The sequence below is a fragment of the Pantoea sp. EEL5 genome (assembly GCF_049892805.1).
GTDB lineage: Bacteria > Pseudomonadota > Gammaproteobacteria > Enterobacterales > Enterobacteriaceae > Pantoea > Pantoea ananatis.
Window position 1 is genome coordinate 975,587 of record NZ_JBNDNJ010000001.1, and the last position, 17,716, is coordinate 993,302.

General features: G+C 56.0%; 17 protein-coding genes. 8 read left to right on the forward strand and 9 right to left on the reverse strand.

What is annotated here, in order from left to right:
• Positions 1 to 16: 16 nt before the first annotated feature.
• The 5 genes from prfA to kdsA are packed head-to-tail and all read left to right on the forward strand — an operon-like array spanning position 17 to position 4,067.
• Complete coding sequence (prfA, locus tag ACPXSQ_RS04770) at positions 17 to 1,099, forward strand: peptide chain release factor 1 (protein WP_013025524.1); 1,083 nt, start codon at positions 17 to 19, stop codon at positions 1,097 to 1,099.
• A complete protein-coding gene (prmC, locus tag ACPXSQ_RS04775; RefSeq protein WP_014605997.1) occupies positions 1,099 to 1,941 on the forward strand; it encodes a peptide chain release factor N(5)-glutamine methyltransferase in 843 nt (280 codons plus the stop codon). Before prfA ends, prmC begins: the two co-directional genes overlap by 1 nt.
• A gap of 41 nt (positions 1,942 to 1,982) precedes the next feature.
• A complete protein-coding gene (locus tag ACPXSQ_RS04780) occupies positions 1,983 to 2,381 on the forward strand; it encodes a SirB2 family protein (RefSeq protein WP_015700453.1) in 399 nt (132 codons plus the stop codon).
• The gene (gene sirB1 / locus ACPXSQ_RS04785; protein ID WP_014593560.1) at positions 2,378 to 3,187 is read left to right on the forward strand and encodes an invasion regulator SirB1; all 810 of its coding nucleotides are present in this window, start codon (positions 2,378 to 2,380) and stop codon (positions 3,185 to 3,187) included. Before ACPXSQ_RS04780 ends, sirB1 begins: the two co-directional genes overlap by 4 nt.
• 25 nt (positions 3,188 to 3,212) lie before the next feature.
• A complete protein-coding gene (gene kdsA, locus ACPXSQ_RS04790; RefSeq protein WP_013025528.1) occupies positions 3,213 to 4,067 on the forward strand; it encodes a 3-deoxy-8-phosphooctulonate synthase in 855 nt (284 codons plus the stop codon).
• Positions 4,068 to 4,133: 66 nt separating this feature from the next.
• Here kdsA and chaA read toward each other — a convergent pair whose 3' ends face one another.
• Entirely contained in the window at positions 4,134 to 5,225 is a 1,092-nt protein-coding gene (gene chaA, locus ACPXSQ_RS04795) for a sodium-potassium/proton antiporter ChaA (protein WP_013025529.1), read from the reverse strand.
• A gap of 364 nt (positions 5,226 to 5,589) precedes the next feature.
• Between chaA and chaB the strand changes: the two genes are divergently transcribed.
• The gene (gene chaB, locus ACPXSQ_RS04800; RefSeq protein ID WP_014605995.1) at positions 5,590 to 5,820 is read left to right on the forward strand and encodes a putative cation transport regulator ChaB; all 231 of its coding nucleotides are present in this window, start codon (positions 5,590 to 5,592) and stop codon (positions 5,818 to 5,820) included.
• 452 nt (positions 5,821 to 6,272) lie between these two features.
• On the forward strand, positions 6,273 to 6,947 hold the full coding sequence (locus ACPXSQ_RS04805; RefSeq protein ID WP_024472169.1) for a gamma-glutamylcyclotransferase: 675 nt from the start codon (positions 6,273 to 6,275) through the stop codon (positions 6,945 to 6,947).
• A gap of 60 nt (positions 6,948 to 7,007) precedes the next feature.
• Here ACPXSQ_RS04805 and ACPXSQ_RS04810 read toward each other — a convergent pair whose 3' ends face one another.
• The 8 genes from ACPXSQ_RS04810 to ACPXSQ_RS04845 form a co-directional block, all read right to left on the reverse strand.
• Complete coding sequence (locus tag ACPXSQ_RS04810) at positions 7,008 to 8,420, reverse strand: serine/threonine protein kinase (protein ID WP_013025532.1); 1,413 nt, start codon at positions 8,418 to 8,420, stop codon at positions 7,008 to 7,010.
• Between the two features lie 44 nt (positions 8,421 to 8,464).
• Positions 8,465 to 9,412: a hypothetical protein gene (locus ACPXSQ_RS04815; RefSeq protein ID WP_014605993.1), complete on the reverse strand. Its 948-nt coding sequence runs from the start codon at positions 9,410 to 9,412 to the stop codon at positions 8,465 to 8,467.
• A gap of 13 nt (positions 9,413 to 9,425) precedes the next feature.
• The gene (locus tag ACPXSQ_RS04820; RefSeq protein ID WP_014605992.1) at positions 9,426 to 10,202 is read right to left on the reverse strand and encodes a PP2C family protein-serine/threonine phosphatase; all 777 of its coding nucleotides are present in this window, start codon (positions 10,200 to 10,202) and stop codon (positions 9,426 to 9,428) included.
• Complete coding sequence (gene tagH / locus ACPXSQ_RS04825; protein ID WP_089517397.1) at positions 10,199 to 11,326, reverse strand: type VI secretion system-associated FHA domain protein TagH; 1,128 nt, start codon at positions 11,324 to 11,326, stop codon at positions 10,199 to 10,201. Before tagH ends, ACPXSQ_RS04820 begins: the two co-directional genes overlap by 4 nt.
• A 34-nt stretch (positions 11,327 to 11,360) precedes the next feature.
• Complete coding sequence (gene tagF, locus ACPXSQ_RS04830; protein WP_014593563.1) at positions 11,361 to 12,059, reverse strand: type VI secretion system-associated protein TagF; 699 nt, start codon at positions 12,057 to 12,059, stop codon at positions 11,361 to 11,363.
• A 13-nt stretch (positions 12,060 to 12,072) separates the two neighbouring features.
• Positions 12,073 to 14,181, reverse strand: a complete 2,109-nt coding sequence (gene tssM / locus ACPXSQ_RS04835; protein ID WP_072137996.1) for a type VI secretion system membrane subunit TssM — start codon at positions 14,179 to 14,181, stop codon at positions 12,073 to 12,075.
• Positions 14,181 to 15,398, reverse strand: coding sequence for a type IVB secretion system protein IcmH/DotU (gene icmH / locus ACPXSQ_RS04840; RefSeq protein WP_014593565.1), 1,218 nt, complete (start codon positions 15,396 to 15,398; stop codon positions 14,181 to 14,183). The genes tssM and icmH overlap by 1 nt, the downstream gene beginning before the upstream one ends.
• A gap of 70 nt (positions 15,399 to 15,468) precedes the next feature.
• The gene (locus ACPXSQ_RS04845; protein WP_015700446.1) at positions 15,469 to 15,957 is read right to left on the reverse strand and encodes an SH3 domain-containing protein; all 489 of its coding nucleotides are present in this window, start codon (positions 15,955 to 15,957) and stop codon (positions 15,469 to 15,471) included.
• Positions 15,958 to 16,444: 487 nt separating this feature from the next.
• Here ACPXSQ_RS04845 and ACPXSQ_RS04850 point away from each other — a divergent pair, with 487 nt between their 5' ends.
• Entirely contained in the window at positions 16,445 to 17,668 is a 1,224-nt protein-coding gene (locus ACPXSQ_RS04850) for a nitrate regulatory protein (protein ID WP_014593566.1), read from the forward strand.
• Positions 17,669 to 17,716 lie beyond the last annotated feature (48 nt).

A 17,716-nucleotide genomic window follows, 5' to 3' on the forward strand; every position in this document is an offset into this window, starting at 1 on the left:
GGAATCCCACAGTTAAATGAAAACCTCTATTGTTGCTAAACTGGAAGCGCTGCAGGAGCGCCACGAAGAAGTGGAAGCGATGCTGGGCGATGCCGGCGTGATTGCCGATCAGGACCGCTTTCGTGCTTTGTCGCGTGAATATGCTCAGTTGACCGATGTCACGCGCTGCTTCCGCGACTGGCAGCAGAACCAGGACGATATCGAAACCGCCAAAATGTTGCTCGACGATCCTGAGATGCGCGATATGGCGCAGGAAGAGCTTCTGGAAGCACGGGAAAAAAGTGAGTCTCTGGAGCAACAGCTGCAGCTGTTACTGCTGCCGAAAGATCCAGACGATGAGCGCGACTGCTTTGTGGAAGTGCGGGCCGGCACCGGCGGCGACGAAGCGGCAATTTTTGCCGGCGATCTGTTCCGGATGTATAGCCGTTACGCCGAGTCACGTCGCTGGCGCGTTGAAATCGTCAGCGCCAACGAGGGCGAACATGGCGGCTACAAAGAAGTGATCGCCCGCGTGATGGGTGAAGGCGCCTACGGCCGCTTTAAATTCGAATCAGGCGGCCATCGCGTTCAGCGTGTGCCAGAAACCGAATCCCAGGGACGCATCCACACTTCCGCCTGTACGGTGGCGGTGATGCCGGAACTGCCGGAGGCCGAGCTGCCGGAGATCAACCCGTCTGATTTAAAAATTGATACGTTCCGCTCCTCAGGGGCCGGTGGCCAGCACGTCAACACCACCGACTCTGCGATTCGTATTACCCACCTGCCAACCGGTATTGTGGTGGAGTGCCAGGACGAACGTTCTCAGCACAAAAACAAAGCCAAAGCCCTGTCCGTACTTGGCGCGCGTATCCATGCGGCCGAAATGGCAAAACGCCACGAAGCTGAGGCCAGTACGCGCCGCAACCTGCTGGGCAGCGGCGACCGTTCTGACCGTATTCGGACCTATAACTTCCCGCAGGGCCGCGTCACCGACCATCGTATCAACCTGACGATCTACCGTCTGGATGAAACCATGGAAGGCAAGCTGGACAGTCTGATTGAACCTATTGTGCAGGAATATCAGGCTGACCAACTGGCCGCGCTGGCCGGTCAGGATTGATGGATATCCGTCACTGGCTTAAACAGGCAGTCGCCACCTTGTGTGGGGGCGACAGTCCGAAACGAGACGCAGAGATTTTGCTGGGGTTTGTGACCGGCAAATCCCGCAGCTGGCTGGTGGCGTTTGATGAAACTCTCCTGACGGAAGCGCAGCTGCAACAGTTAGACGTGCTGCTGGCGCGTCGCGCCCGGGGCGAACCTGTTGCGCATCTGATCGGCGAGCGGGAGTTCTGGTCGCTGCCGCTGCAGGTGAACGACGCGACGCTGATCCCCCGTCCTGACACCGAAATACTGGTGGAGCAGGCGCTGGCGCATCTGCCTGAGTCACCCGCACGCGTCCTGGATATGGGCACCGGAAGCGGGGCGATAGCCCTGGCGATTGCCAGCGAACGTCCGGATTGCGACATCATCGGTGTCGATCGCATTCCAGCCGCGGTCGCGCTGGCTCAGCGCAACGCCGCGCATCTGGCCATACCTAACGCCACCTTCATACAAAGCCACTGGTTTGCGCAGATTGCGCCAGCCAGATTCGACCTGATTGTCAGTAATCCGCCGTATATCGACGCGAACGATCGCCATCTTAACGAGGGCGATGTGCGTTTTGAGCCACGCAGTGCGCTGGTGGCGGAAGAGGCGGGCCTGGCGGATTTACGGCTGCTGGTCGAGCAGGCGATAAACTGGTTACAGCCAGGCGGCTGGCTGCTGCTGGAGCATGGCTGGCAGCAGGACGAAGCCGTGCGCCACTTGATGCAGCAGCATCATTACCTGTCGGTGGCGACGGCGAATGATTATGGCGGTAACCCCCGGGTCACGTTTGGGCAGGCAGCCCCGCACCCGGCCTGAGCGCGCTATTGAAGAATACTCAAGAACAACATGGATGAACGATGTTTGCTTACTATCCGCTAATCAAGAATCTGCACCTGCTGACCGTGGCAGTAACTATTTTGCTGTTTTTGCTGCGATTTTACTGGCAGCGCACAGGCTCTGCGATGCTGCAACGCCGCTGGATACGCATCCTGCCTCATGTCAATGACACGCTGTTGCTGCTGAGCGGTGCATCGCTGGTGATGATCACCCATTTCTATCCGTTTTCGCCTCAGGGAAGCTGGCTGACTGAGAAGCTGTTAGGCGTTATTATCTATATTGCCCTTGGGTCGGTTGCGTTAAGCCGCCGCCCACGTTCTGACCGCACCCGCTGGATCGCCTTTATCGTGGCATTGATTGCGCTGGTGACGATCATTAAGCTGGCACTGAGTAAAATGCCGTTACTGGGGATAGTATGAGCTCCACCGAACAACTCGATTACAGTGAGACACCGCTGTGTGAGGCAGTGATTGGTGCCACGATGGCCATCCGCACTGATTTCCCGGCGTTGTCGGTTGAAGAACAGTTAGCTGCGTTAGTGGCTGAAGCCCGTGACTACGTCAGTCATGAACAGGATGCCGATTTAAAGCTCGAAAAGCTGCTGGAGCTGTTTTACAAGCAGTGGAAATTTGGCGGTGCCAGCGGCGTCTATAACCTGTCAGATGCGCTCTGGCTGGATAAAGTGTTGAAAACCCGTCAGGGCACGGCGGTGTCGCTGGGCGTGATCCTGCTGCATATCGCGGCTGAACTGGAATTACCCCTGATGCCGGTGATTTTCCCGACGCAGCTGATTTTGCGTGCCGACTGGCTCGACGGCGATAAGTGGCTGATTAATCCCTTTAACGGGGAAACCCTGGACACGCACACGCTGGAAGTGTGGCTGAAGGGCAATATCAGTCCGCTGGCGCGTCTGTATGATGACGATCTGGACGAAGCCAAAACCGAGAGCGTCATGCGCAAGATGCTGGATACGCTGAAAGCGGCCCTGATGGAAGAGAAGCAGATGGAGCTGGCCCTGAACGTCAGTCAGGTACTTCTGCGAATTGATCCGGACGATCCCTATGAAATTCGCGATCGTGGTTTAATTTACGCTCAGCTTGAGTGCGAACATATCGCGTTAAATGACTTAACCTACTTCGTTGAACAGTGTCCTGAAGACCCGGTCAGCGAGATGATCAAAGTTCAGATTCACGCAATCGAACAAAAACGCGTGACGCTGCATTAAGCGTCACCCCAGATAAGGAAAGGGCATGACACAGAAAGTCGTCAGTATCGGTGATATCAAGGTCGCAAACGATCTGCCATTTGTTCTCTTCGGCGGCATGAACGTGCTGGAATCTTACGATCTCGCCATGCGCATCTGCGAGCACTATGTAAAAGTGACCGACAAACTCGGCATTCCTTACGTGTTCAAAGCGTCTTTTGACAAAGCCAACCGTTCCTCAATTCATTCTTACCGTGGTCCCGGCCTGGAAGAGGGCATGAAGATTTTTCAGGCGCTGAAGCAGGCGTTTGGCGTGAAAATCATTACCGACGTTCACGAAGCATCCCAGGCCCAGCCGGTTGCCGACGTCGTGGATGTGATTCAGCTGCCGGCTTTCCTGGCGCGTCAGACCGATCTGGTCGAAGCGATGGCAAAAACCGGCGCGGTGATTAACGTCAAGAAGCCGCAGTTTGTCAGCCCCGGCCAGATGGGCAATATCGTGGATAAGTTTGCCGAAGGCGGCAATGACAAAGTCATTCTCTGCGATCGCGGCAGTAACTTCGGCTACGATAACCTGGTTGTGGATATGCTGGGTTTCAACGTGATGAAGAAGGTGACCAATAACTCTCCGGTCATTTTCGACGTGACGCACGCGCTGCAAACCCGCGATCCTTTTGGTGCCGCCTCGGGCGGGCGCCGTGCGCAGGTGGCAGAGCTGGCCCGTGCCGGTATGGCCGTGGGCATTGCGGGTCTGTTTATCGAAGCGCATCCGGAACCCAACAGTGCTAAGTGCGATGGCCCGTCGGCGTTGCCACTGGACAAGCTGGAGCCTTTCCTGGTGCAGATGAAAGCGATTGATGATTTGGTCAAAAGCTTCCCGGCGCTGGATACCAGCAACTAAGCCAGCGGCTGCCGATAAGAAAAAAGAGCGAATAGTCGCTCTTTTTTTTTGTCTTGGATCAGCGGATTACAGCATTATCGTCATCAGGTAACCAATAAACAGCGCCAGATGGGCCGCGCCATTCAGTACGTTGGTCCTGCCGGTTGAGAAGCTGATCTGGCACAGAATCAGTGACGCAATCATAATCACCATCTGCGGCGGCTCCAGGCCAAAGATCAGTTCCTGTCCGGTCAGGGTGGCGATGATGGAGACTGCGGGCACCGTCAGTGAAATGGTCGCCAGCACCGAGCCAAAGAACAGGTTCATGGCGCGCTGAACCTGATTCATCAATACAGCCCTTATCGCGCCCAGCCCTTCCGGCGAAAGAATCAATAAGGCCACCAGGAAACCGGTGAACTGCTTAGGTGCGTTCATCTCGCTCAGCAAATGCTCCAGCGGGTTGGCATTCATCTTGGTCACGGCAATGACCGCAATCAGATGGATAATCAGCCAGATAGCGTGCCAGACGCTGCTGTGGGCAGAAGGCTTACCGTGATGGGGATCGCCGTCATCGCTTTCATCTTCGTGCTCGTAGATAAACAGGCTCTGGTGCGTTTTGGTCTGAATCAACAAGAAAACGCCATACATTGCGGCAGAAATCGCAGCGATCAGCAGCGCCTGCGCCGTGGTGAAGTTTCCACCCGGCAGGGCATTCGGAAACACCAGAACCAGAATCGCCAACGGGAAAATGGCAATCAGATACTGTTTTACCCCAGCCAGATTCACATACTGAGTGGCAAATTTATTTCCACCCAGCAACAGCGCGAAGCCCACCAGACCGCCGGTCACAATCATGATGATGGAATAAAGCGTATCGCGCATCAGCGCCGGTGCCGCATCGCCGGTGGCCATCAGCGCCGAAATCAGGCTGACCTCGAGGATCACCACAGAAAGACTGAGAATCAGCGAGCCATAGGGTTCACCCAGACGGTGAGCCAGAACGTCCGCATGGCGCACGACGCTGAAGGCGCTGCTGAGGATCGCCAACAGCGCCAGTAAGTTAATACCGACCACAACAGGCAGTGAGGTTTGTGCGCTAAAAAAATAGAGTATGCCCAGGGCAATAAGGGGAAGTATTAGTGAAAACTCTTTGTGACGTGTTTTTTCATGTGAAGGCATTCACCATCCTCTCTGCTGAATAAAAGGGGTAATTCATTTACCCATCATTACATTGAAACTTATAGGTTACGCAGTTTAACTTTTCAATCACAATGAATGTGAAAATTTACCGCTTTTTACTTTCAGGCTTTTTTTGTTTGAAGGGCGAATAACTTTCGCTTATCGCACGTTTCCTCTGTGAAATCAGGCGGAAGAAGATGCAATTACCAGGGTTATCCTGGCATTTAGCCCCATAAAAGGTAGTGAAAGGGGGGCATTAACCTGCCATTGAAGAGAAAAATCGCGGAAGGCACAATAAAACCCGGTTTGCATTTATGGCCATCTGCGCCAGACTTACTCATTCCCTGTTAACTGAGGAGTGGCTATGCCCTACGATAAGCGAAGCGATCTTCCGGAGCCTGTTAAACGTGTTCTGCCTGCCCACGCGCAGGACATCTACCAGCAGGCTTTTAACCACGCATGGACAGAGTACAAAGACCCTGACGATCGCCGTGGGGATGAATCCCGTGAAGAGGTTGCACATAAGGTGGCCTGGGCCGCGGTGAAACATGAATATCAAAAAGGGGATGATGATAAATGGCATCCTAAAAAATAACATCCGCTCAGCCGACGCGCTCACCCATCCCGCCCCGAACGGGATGCTGTGTTTCTGCTTCAACGCCTGCCCCAATAATGATGTCGCCTGCCAACGCGGGCGCGGCAGCCTCCGCCGTTGTCCCTCATGCGCCCAATCCGATATTAACGAACTGTCGTATTTGTTTCGTATTTGTTATTAATAAAAAGCCGTTATTATCGTGTCCATAATCCACGATAACGAGCTGTTACATCTCAGCATTTTTTTAAAATAAGATTTTGGTATGTAATTAACCTTTCTTTTAATACCGCAATATAAGTAGATTTTTACTTTCTACTTCGACTCTTGCTTGCAACTCATTGTGTTAATAATTAATGTCAGTTAAATGAACAGAGCGTGAATCAGTGAATGTTGAACGTCACAGAGCAGAGGAGCCACTTGCACAGGATGTGATGAACGTTGAGGAGGTCGCATTGCTAACCCGGGAATTCTTATTAAAAGCAGATTGTAAAACGTCATTTGGTGATATCGAGGAAACACTCCTGTGGAGTTGTGAACAGCGTGCAGCATCGCTGGCAGCAACCCTGGCGTGTCGGCCCGATCACAGCCCGGTATGGATCTTCGGCTACGGTTCGCTGATGTGGAACCCGGTATTTGAGGCAGACGAGGTGGCATCGGCGTCACTGGACGGCTGGCATCGGGCATTCTGTTTACGCCTCACCGCAGGACGCGGCACGGCTGCACATCCGGGCCGCATGCTGGCGCTGAAAGAGGGCGGAATGACCCAAGGGCTGGCCTTTCGTCTGCCGGAAGCGCGCCTGCACGACGAGCTGGCGCTGCTGTGGAAGCGAGAAATGATTACCGGCTGCTACCTGCCGACCTGGTGTGAACTTTCACTGGAAGACGGCCGCCGCGTGACCGCGCTGGTGTTTATTATGGATCCGCGTCACCCGCTGTATGAGGATGACACCTGTCCGCAGGCCGTTGCGCCATTGATTGCCGCGGCTACCGGGCCGTTGGGGTCGAATGCCCAGTATTTGTTCTCGCTGGAAGCCGAGCTGACCCGGCGCGGGATGGAGGAGGAAGACCTGATCCGTCTGGCGCACCAGGTACGTGCGTTGCAACAAGACTGGCTGAAACAGGCCTGAGACAGTAAATCCTTGAGCAAAACGGGCAGCCAGGCTGCCCTTATCCTGTATTGCCGCGCACTAATTGGTGGGATTAATCAGCCAGGTGCCGGGTTTATCGATCACCAGTGACTGACTGCGCAGCCTGTTACCGGCGCGTACGTCAATGCGGTACTGCCCGGCGGCCAGGTTTAGCACCGCAAAACCGTTGCTGCTGGCACGTACTGCAACGGGCTGGCCGTTCAGTACCACCTGCTCGTCGTTGGTGAGCTTAAGGTAAACCATCGCCAGCCCGGCAGGCACCGTGCCCGTTACGGCGCCCGATGATGACGGGCCCTTATTGACGAGGGACGCCGCTGGCGCGCGCGAATTCTCAATCCAGACCACCACCGCAACCGCAATCAGCGCCACAGCGGCCAGTGCCACTAATCCTGGCGACAGACGACGGACGTTACGTCCGGTCACGGGTTCTGCCGCCGTGGCACCATGATTCATTGCTAACACGACCGGTGGCGCGGTATCGGCTGAGGCGGCCTCGCTGTTATTCTGCTCGTCGTTACGCTGTTGCAGGCTGTTCACCACCGCCTCAACGTCGCTAACCGGCAAATCAATTAACGCGGCAAACTCATCGATATTCTGCGGGCGATCGTGGGGCTTCATCATCAGCGCGCAGTCAATCGCGTGCAGCAGCGGCAGCGAGTAACCTGCCGGTTTGCGCGTGACCAGCGGCAGGTAGTTATCTTCAATGCAGCGCACCACGCTGACCGGCGGCGGGGCACCTGTAATCAGCGTATGTAATACGGCGCCCAGGGCATAAATATCCGTCCACGGCCCTTGTTCGCTTTCACCTTCTTCGCTGTACTGCTCAATCGGTGCAAACCCCGGCTTGAGCATGATTTCGGTTTCGTCGGACAGGTTGCCAATTTCTTTACGGGCGGAGCCAAAGTCGAGCAGGACCGGCAGCTGATTTTCCTGAATCTGGATGTTGTCCAGCGAGATATCGCGATGCAGATAGCCAGCCTGATGAATGGTGTTAATCGCCCCTAACAGCGGCGGCAGCAGGCGGCGAATCCAGGCTTCTGAAATCGCCTCATGGCTGGTGATCTGCCACTCTTTCAACGTCATGCCGTTGTAGTAGAGCGTTCCCATATAGGCGGTGCCGTTCTGTTCCCAGAAACGCAGAACGTGCAGCAGGCCGGGATGGTTAAAGCGCGCCAGCAGTCGGGCTTCCTGAATAAAACTGTTCAGACCGGCGTTAAACAGCTTTTGAAAGCGTTCACCGCGCAGCTCCAGCGATAAGTCTTGTGTTCTGACCGCCAGCGACACAGGCATGTACTCTTTGATCGCAATGGTGCGTTCAAGTTGATGATCCCATGCGCGATAGACAATGCCGAAACCGCCGCCGCCAATCACCTCTTTAATTTCGAACTCGTTAAAACGATATCCGTCAGGTAAGGCATTCGGTATTGTTTTCTGACTGTCATTAGCCGACATAATAGACTCTCTGAACGGGGCCTGCTTGTCAGGCTACGCGGTAATTAATTGATGTTACGCCATGCACCTGCGCCAGGATCGACCCGATCTGCGCGCAAGGCATCGACAAGTAACACATTCACTTTTTGCGACGACGTAAAACCGGTTGCCCAGCGGCTGCGCAGGGTGCTGATGCGCGAGGCCAGCGCGGTAGTATCCTGCTGTGTCGTCGCCTGATCGGCTTTGATCAATAAGGTTCCGTCAAAGCGCCACAGATGCTGCTGTTCATCAAAGGGCAATACAATCCAGCTGTCTGGCGCATCGGATCGGGCCAGAATCATACGCTGTTTATTCACATCCACAATTTGCAGGCGTTGGTCGGTGAGCGTCAGGTTGGCAAGGGGATAACCCTGGTAAAAACTGACCGCAACCGTCTGTGGCTGCGCGCCACCGCTCAGGGTTATTTCACTTTTGCCTTCCAGCCAGCCCTCAGATGAGCACTGCTGCTTACCTTTGTCGGGCACAAATATCGACAGTCCACGCTCGTCCCACGCGGTGCGGAAACGGCAGCCGTTCGGTAAAGCGAAATGCTGCAGCGGCGTGTTGTCTGCCGGACGAGACGGACTGGCTGCGCTGGCCCGTGGTGCCGGGGCGGCTGCATCGGTATTCACGATCATTCGCCAGTTCTGCAGCTTGCTGGCGCTGCCGGTCGCCAGCACCTTGCCCTCACCGTTCATCATTTGCCAGGGCAAGACGTCCAGCTCGTTACACTGGTTGGCTAACAGCGTGCCCACGCGCGGCAGAAAGGATTTTAAAATCGCTGAATCCTGGTCTTTGCCCGATACGATACGGATCGGTAGCGTTTCCTGGCACCAGTCATCAGGCGTTTTGCCCGCAACATTGTCAATGTACACTTCCAGTTCAAGACTGGGTGAATACACCACACGATAATTTTCCGCCTGCGCAGCAAAGGCCATAAACAACGTGGCTATAGCGGGCAACCACAATTTCATAGAGTTCCTTTAATCAATAGCCTGAGGGCAGAAAACGTGCTGAGTCAGCCAGCGTGTAGAGCAGGGTGGCATCCTGCGGCTCACCGATCCACACCGCCAGGGCGCTGAGGTTGTCTTTCTTTACGTCACGGCTCACCGCCTGCGCCATTAACGTCAGCCATTCATCACAGTCATTGACCATGCGCAGAGCCTGTTCCATTTCCGTGGTGGTCAGATTCAGCCAGAAACCGTCGCTACAGACTAAAAACGCATCCCCATCTTCCAGCAAAATTTCGTCAGCGAAGGTCACAGGATGAGCGGGTTCTATGCCGAGCGCATTATAGAGTAAATTACTGTTAATTCCGGTATTTTCATAGCCCGCATCGCTCAACTTTTGCGCCAGGCTGTGGTCGCGGGTCACCTCATTCAGCACCCCGTGACGAAAGTGATAAACCCTGCTGTCACCTGCGTGCGCCCACCATGCGCGCTGTCGGGTGCGGTCGATAAACAGGCCCGCAAGCGTGGTGCACATGGTGGAAAAATTCGGATTATTACCCTGGGCCATTTCAAGTATTGAACGGCACTTTTCCACCGCCTGATGCGTCACGACGGGGGTAACCTGCTCGCAATCCTGCAATTGTTCAATCAGCACATCGCATACCAGCTGTGCGGCCTGATCGCCGCCGGGCAGGCCAGCCACGCCGTCACACACGACAAAGCAGGCTTTGCGCGCATCCAGTATCACACCGGTTCGATCCTGATTCTCATCGCGCAGCCCCTGCTGACAATGACTGGCAAAGGCAATATTCATGCGTCGTCCGTGCGCGTCTGGGAGTCTTTATACTGATTGACCTCCATGTCGTAGGCATGCAGGAAGGCTTCCCCAAAGAGCGTATGAAAATCGTCTTCGATCTCGCCGGCGGTGCGCTGGTAGCGACGAGTAAAATAGTCCCACAGGGCGGCTTTCTTAAAGGACGAGAACGGGGTTTTGGATACGGCACCGTCAGCGCGCGCCTGCTCCTCCAGTCCCTGAGGATTAAACGACTGCAGCATCGCGGCGATAATCGCGCGGATCCCGGCGATCATGCCCAGCTGGTGCGCCTGCAGATCGACCAGCGCATCGCGCACGGCCTGCTCGGGCTGCATAAAACCCGGCATCTGGCTCTGGTACATCTGCATCAGAACCGTTTTGCCTGAAGGCAGGATTTTGAACGGATTATTTGCCTCGTTCAGGATCATCGTCATTTCGGCTTTCACGCCACGTTTCAGAATGGAACGTGATGACAGCAGGGCAACCGTCCCCTGCGAGAACAGGCTCAACATTCTGCCCGTTGTGCGCATTTGCTCTTCGCTGATAGCCGTATTATGGCCGTTATTCAGGCCCATGCCGTCGAGCAGGGCTGCCACCAGTTTGTCCTGCTCCACTCCAGCGGCGAAGGGTACGTGAAAAGTTTCGCTGGTCTGGGGATCAATCGCCAGCCTCGCATCGCCGCGCCGTTCAGGCCGCTTCACGGCAGGCTCTTCCGCCACTTCCTCTACGTCGGCATGTTCGGGAATATCCAGCGGATTCGTTCGCGTCGCGGCGTCGGTAAAAAAAGCCAGGGGATCGCTGTTTACGCCGTGAACGGCCGGATCGCGCACGTCAATGGCGTAGTCACCAATGCGCAGGGCGTCGCCGTGCTTCAGGCGCACCTGCACGCCGCGCTTCAGGGCCACACCGTTATGTTCAACAGGCGTGACGCTGCCCTGATTAGTCAGACGGCATTCGCCTTCGCCTGACAGATGCACCAGCGCCTGCAGGCGGGAAATGGAACGGGCTTCATCCGGCAGCACCAGGTCGTTATCTTGGCTGCGGCCAATAGTGCCGCCTGGAGGATGAAAGGTGACGGTTTTCACCGGAACATCAGACGTGCATTGAACGATGGTAAATTGCATGAGTTATCCCGTCAGTGAGGACAGTAGCAACGCCTCACTCAAACATCGGTGGATAGAGGCCATTGCGACCCGGCTGTGCACCTGCCGCCGGATTAAACAGTAATGAGAACAGTTCGGGGGTGAGGTTGCCGCTATGCTTGTGCGTGGCATGAACGAAACCGTCACTGCGATTGCTCCACCAGTAACTAATATGTTGCTGAGGGTCGAAACGTTCAGCGACGTCCTGCCAGCTCAGGGTGCAAGGTAAATCCTGGAAACCGATTACATCCATGATATCGGAGTGCTGCTGTACCGGGATCATCAGCGGCGTCATGGTCTGGATCGCCTGTTCCAGCTGTGCCGGACTCTGCTGCTGCGTCACGGCGTTCAACAGTGTCGCGCCCAGATCCCGATACCAGTCGCCCGAAATCGTTAACTGTGCCGGATGCCACTGGGCCAGGGGGAAACTCAGCAGCGCCAGCAGTGGCCAGGCACGGCCTACCCGATCGCAGGAGGGCAGCAGGCAACCCATTTGCACCTGATTGCGTATTGGGGTGATCGGTAACACAAAATTCCAGACCGGGGCGCGCAGGAAGTCGGCGCTCACCGCATCATCCTGATGATGCCAGTGCACCAGACCTTGCTGAAACCAGTGGTTCCAGGGCGCAATCAGCTGCTCGGTTAACCGATGATGCAAAAAGTCCCCCGTGGAGGGTAATTTACCGTACCAGCCAGGGGCCAGAGAGACAGGCATGTTCACCTCGCTATTATGGGTTATGCGTCGTCAGGCGCTGAGCTTTGCGCGGCGCAGTGGCCAGCAGGGTACTGTCGCGACCCGCATTATTTAAGTTATCAGCCAGCTTGCGCATCATCAGCGCATTGTCGCGCGCATAGGGTGACGACTGAATTTGCTGATCGAGCAGCTGACTCAGGTGCCAGTCCAGCTGCTGCAAATCCCGGGCGCTGACCTTCTCCGGTAACGAATGCTGCAGATTCTGCAGCAGCCAGGCGCGGAGGAATTCCCCATCATAATTTCTCGGCTGATACAGCATCTGATAAGCACGCAGCGCATTTCGGCTGTACTCGTTATCATCACCCGGGTCATTACGCAGCAGGTTGGTGATCTGTTGCGCCACGCGGGGCAGCAATAAAGACTTAAGCGCATTTTGATAAAGCGCCCAGGCCGCATCGCTGACCTGGTTTCCACGATATAAACCGGCTCGCATAGTAAGCGGCGGATTATCGAGAGAAAACTGGTCGGACACGGGTAACTTCACCAGGTTATTCAGAAAGGGTAGCAGATCAAAAATATTATCAGCGGGCTGATGTATCACCTGCTGACTTTGTTGTGAGATAACCGGCAATCGCGCCGTAACCTGCTGCAGATAGTGTTGGTTCTGATAGTAACTCGTCAGCCATAAGCCGCTCATGATCACCAGCGCGCCGGCCAGCATGCCGTAGCCAATCCAGTGCAGCAGCTGATTGCGGTACTCCCAGCGACGGTTGCTGCCCGCCAGACCACTCTCTTTGAACACCAGATTGCTCAGCAGATCGCGAATAAAAAAGCTCTGGCCTTTATTTCCGGGAATAGGGCTGCTGCGGTTCACGCGGTCCCAGGCGGCAATCGAATGGGAACCGGCCTGGCGCAGTTGCAGTTTGCGGCTGAGCTCACCCATCACTCTGTCGAAAGGTAAGCCCTCCTGGGTGCCGCTGGTAAAGAACAGACCGCGCGGATTCCAGGCGACGGTTTCAGCGCGGGGTGAAAACACAATGTCCAGGTATTCGCTGAGCAGCGGGCGCAGAGACGAGAACTCCTGAGGAAACAGGAAACACTCTGCCCGCTCATTGAGATCGCGCTCGTGGGTCATCTGATCGGCCAGCTGTAGCTGCAGCTTCTGCTCTAACTGGGTAAACTGCAGGTCAAAGTGCGGATGCCAGTCCTGCTTATTGGGCTTACCGGCATCCCAGGGAAAGGTGAATCCCCAGATGGCATCGCGTCGGGCTTTATCCAGCGAGCCGTGATAGCTCATAAAGCCTTTCAGCAGGTCGGTCTTGGTCACCATGATATACACGGGGAAGTGAATACCGGTGTGCTGATGCAGTTCGTTCAGGCGGTCGCGCAGGGCATTAGCCTGCTCAAAACGCGCCTCGGCCGAGTCGCTCAGCAAATCTGCGACGCTGATGCTCATGATAACGCCATTGATCGGCTGTCGGGCACGATAGCGCTTCAGCAAATTAATAAAGCTCTGCCACTCGCTGGCATCACGGGCGCGTTGACTCTCCTGTAACGCATAACGTCCGGCTGTGTCGATCAATACCGCACTGTCGGTGAACCACCAGTCGCAGTTGCGTGTTCCGCCGACGCCGCGCACAGCCTCGTTACCAAAAGTATCGGTAAGGGGAAACTTCAGTCCGGCGTTCAGCAACGCGGTGGTTTTACCGGCACCCGGCGCGCCAATCATCAGGTACCAGGGAAGCTGGTAAAGATAATTCGCGTTGATGCGTGCCCACAGGCTGCCCTGACGCCGGCCAAAATGGGTGCGTTTCAGGCGCATGGCCGCTTCGCTAAAACGCTGACTCAGCAGGGCTTCCGTCGCCTGACGCTCGGCGGGATCGTCGCTTTCAACCACCTGCAGCCGATCCAGCAGACGACTGTTATACCAGGCACGGTAAACCGCAGGGATTAACTGAAGCACGATCCAAAGCAGATAAAGCGTGCTCACGGCGATTTCGCGGTGCAGGGCGGGTTCAAGCGGACGGGTTTCATTCCAGGTGATAAGCGGCCCCAGCATCCACATCAGGCAACTCAGTGCTGTTACACCGATAAAGCTCCACAGCAGTCGATGCGTTAAAAATAAGCGAAAAGAAGCGCGCATCAGTGTGTTCCTTGGTGAGTGCTCAGTGTTTCAGGTGCGGCGAACAGCGTAATTTCAACACGGCGGTTGCGGGTTCGGTTCTCGCTGCTGTCGTTCGGCAGCAGGGGATCGCTGTCACCGCGTCCTTCAGAGCGGATAACGTGGGTGTCAGCGAGCTGCACCTGCAGCAGTTGGCTGACGGAACGCGCCCGGGCAAAAGAAAATTCGTAGCTGGAGGCAAAGCGGCTGCCGTCCACGGGCTTGTCGTCGGTAAACACCGACACCAGAATCGTGCCCTTCACATCTTTCATCGCGCTGGAAACCCGCGCCAGGATGGCCCGTCCAACCGGGTTGATGACCGTTCCCTGCTCGGCAAACAGCTTGTCAGCAGGAATAATCACCTTGCTGCCAAACGCGCCATCACTGACCTCCAGCTGACCGGCGGCGATCACGTCATTGAGCCGCTGGCGTAAATCCAGCAGGGCCTGCGGCGAGGAAGGGCGGCGATTTACCGTGATTTGCGGCAGCGGCATGTTGTAGAGGCTGCGCAGCAGCGGTTCGGCAGCATTGCCCAGTCGCCAGTTCAGCCCGCTGTAAATCAGACAGCCGATCAGGGCGACGAGCATCGCACAGGCCCAGAGCGGCACCATCGGCCGCGCGAGCGTGCTGACCAGCGGATGCACCTGCACCAGCGGGGCGGAATCGGTACTTTGCTGAGCGCGCGTTTCATCAATCAGGGCCTTGAGTCGTGCCCGCAGGCTGTCGCACTGCGCCCGGCCTTTTTCACTGCCCCGATAACGACCTTCATAACCCAGTAACAGACAGTAATGGATGATTTCCAGCAGCCAGAGATGTTGCTGAGGGCTTTGCGAGATGCGAGACAGCAGCTGAAAGAATTTTTCACCGCCCCAGCTTTCATTGTGAAAGGTGACCAGCATGCCGTTACCGGACCAGACGCCGCGCGTGCCCCAGGGCGTTTGCGCGGCCGCCTCATCCAGCGCGCTGCAGACGCAGTAACGTGCGCCAATGATCATTTCAAACGGCAAACCCGCCTGCTTGCAGCGCTGTTCAAAGACGCGCACTTCATCAATCAGTGACTGACGTAAACCCGCAGGATCGTCGTGCGTGGCGGCCTGACGAATCTGCACCACCGCATTCAGCAGTGGTGCGGCCGCTTTAAGCAAAAGATTTTCGGTACCCGAGGTCGTGACCTCTCGCGGTGAGGATTCCACGCTCATTACTGTGTGTTCTTCCCGCGACAGATAGCGTTTCTGGCAACGTGACCAGCACGGCAGGTAGTTAATTTCATTAGTTCAGAATCCAGGTCGCCGTCGCGGTATTACGACAGGCTTTGCTGTCGCCTCCGACGTCAACGCACACTTGTTTAGTTTTTCGCGGACGCGGACGGTCATTGCGTAACGTGTCATCATAACGATGACTTTCTACGCCCGCCTTCAGCGGCACGTAACCGGTTAACATGCCATCCGGCTTATCAGCAATGGCCAGCCAGTGGTTCTCAACGCTGCCAAGAACCTCAAAAGACTTTCCCGCCTCCAGGTAACGAACAACCTTGCCGCCGTAATCGGGTTGGGTCATCACCGACGCCTTGTACAGGGCGCGCCAGGTTTGATTTATGGGCGTAAAGGTTGTTGGTGCCGCCACGGCATGACGGTGTACCAGTTTCACACCGTTCACATCACTGGTGACCAGGGTGTCATCATTCACCGCAGGCGGTGGCGTTTTACAGCCGGACAATAAAAGTCCCGCTAACAGGATAAACGCTAAATTTTTTTTCACCTTTTTCCTCACGATATTATCAATATACCTGCATGTTGTTTATCAGAACACGGCTGTTCACCTTCACTGGGGAGGAAGCGCAGTCGGGTAGGTAAGCCGTTAAGATAATGCGGTAAATGACATTTATCCTGTACAGCGCTCAGTCTACCTAAGACTTTTGAGAATTCAAACCATTGCACCCAATGATATAGCATGGTAAAGCGCGTTCATCACCTTCTTCTCACACCGCGTTGTCGTGTCGGTTTCACCTTGTCGCGCACAGGCCAAAGCAGACATGCCGAGGCCAGCCAGACACGTCGGGCTGGATAGTGGCACAGTCAGATGACAGGCAAAAAAAAGCGTAAGCGCCAATAACAATTTAACAGCACGCATTGCCTGGACTGCGATCCTGGCGGTCATTGTTCAGGCTCCCTCATCCTTATGGCCCTGCGATCGGAAGCGGCACGGCTTTTGCTTGACTCTTTTTTTGCATTCAGAGGGTTGAGCAATGGATGACGCACTGAGCTGGTTGCAGGCCTCACGGCAAAGCGATATTGCCAGTCTGGAGCGACTTCGGCAGACTGGTAAATTAATTACTACGGTCAGCGAGCTGGTTCATCAGCTGCAGCGCGAACGGGGGGCCAGCAACCTGTGGATCTGTTCGCAAGGGCGGCTGTATGGCGAGGAGCGCAGTGCAAGTGAGCAGGATGTCAGCCGGAGCCAGCTTGCGTTCAGCCGGGCATTACCCAGAGCGGAGGCTCAACCCGGATACAGCCGCTTTTGCAACCTGATCGCGACAGCGTTACAGGCACTGGCAGACTTGCCGGTTCTGCGCCAGAAGATCGCCCGTCAGGACGTCACACATGCGCAGGCGATGGCGGCGTTCAATGCGATTATTCGTAGCCTGCTTAATCTGGTGTTTGAAGCGGCCGACACCGCCAGCCATCCGGAAATTACCCGGGCACTTATCGCCCTGTTCAGCTTTATGCAGGGCAAAGAGCTGACGGGACAGGAGCGGGCCCAGGGCGCGGCCGGATTTGCGGCCGGGGAGTTTACGGCCGAACAGCGCAGCACGATGGTGGCGCTTATTGAGGCGCAGGAACAGAGCTTTAATACCTTTCAGCAGTTTGCCGATGAGACCGTGCTGCTCAACTGGCAGCCGCTGGCGCAGCCCAGCCGGGAAATTGAGCGGCTGAGGCGCATCGCCTGTACCGACGGCAGGCGCGACGACAGCGGGGCGCTGCACTGGTTCTCGCTGCTATCTGAGCGCATCGATCAAATGAAGTCGCTGGAGGACCAACTGTCTGCTGTGCTGATGGCGCACTGCCGGGACGCTATCGCCCTGGCGCAGCATCAGGCTGGCGCGCCCCTGAGCGTGGCGCCGTCAGGCTGTGACTTCACGCTCTATGTGTCTGGCGCAGACTGGCTGGCTACCCGGCCCACCGCGCTTAACAGCGAAGGCCTCGCCCCACAACTGGGGCGATCGTTACTGTCGTTGATTGGTGAGCAGTCTCAGCATCTGCAGCGCCAGGCCAATGAGCTGGCCGCCATGCGCGCTACGCTCGAAGAGCGCAAGCTGCTCGATCAGGCTAAAAACTGGCTGATGCAGCAGCATGGCCTGAGCGAAGAAAAGGCCTGGCAGACGCTGCGCAAAAGCGCGATGGATCAAAACAAACGGCTGCCGGAAATCGCCCAGGCGATCGTGACGGTCGCGGCCACAGTGAAGCGCTAACCCGAAAGGGTTAGCTGCACAACGCTTGTGCGTGACCTGCGTCACCAA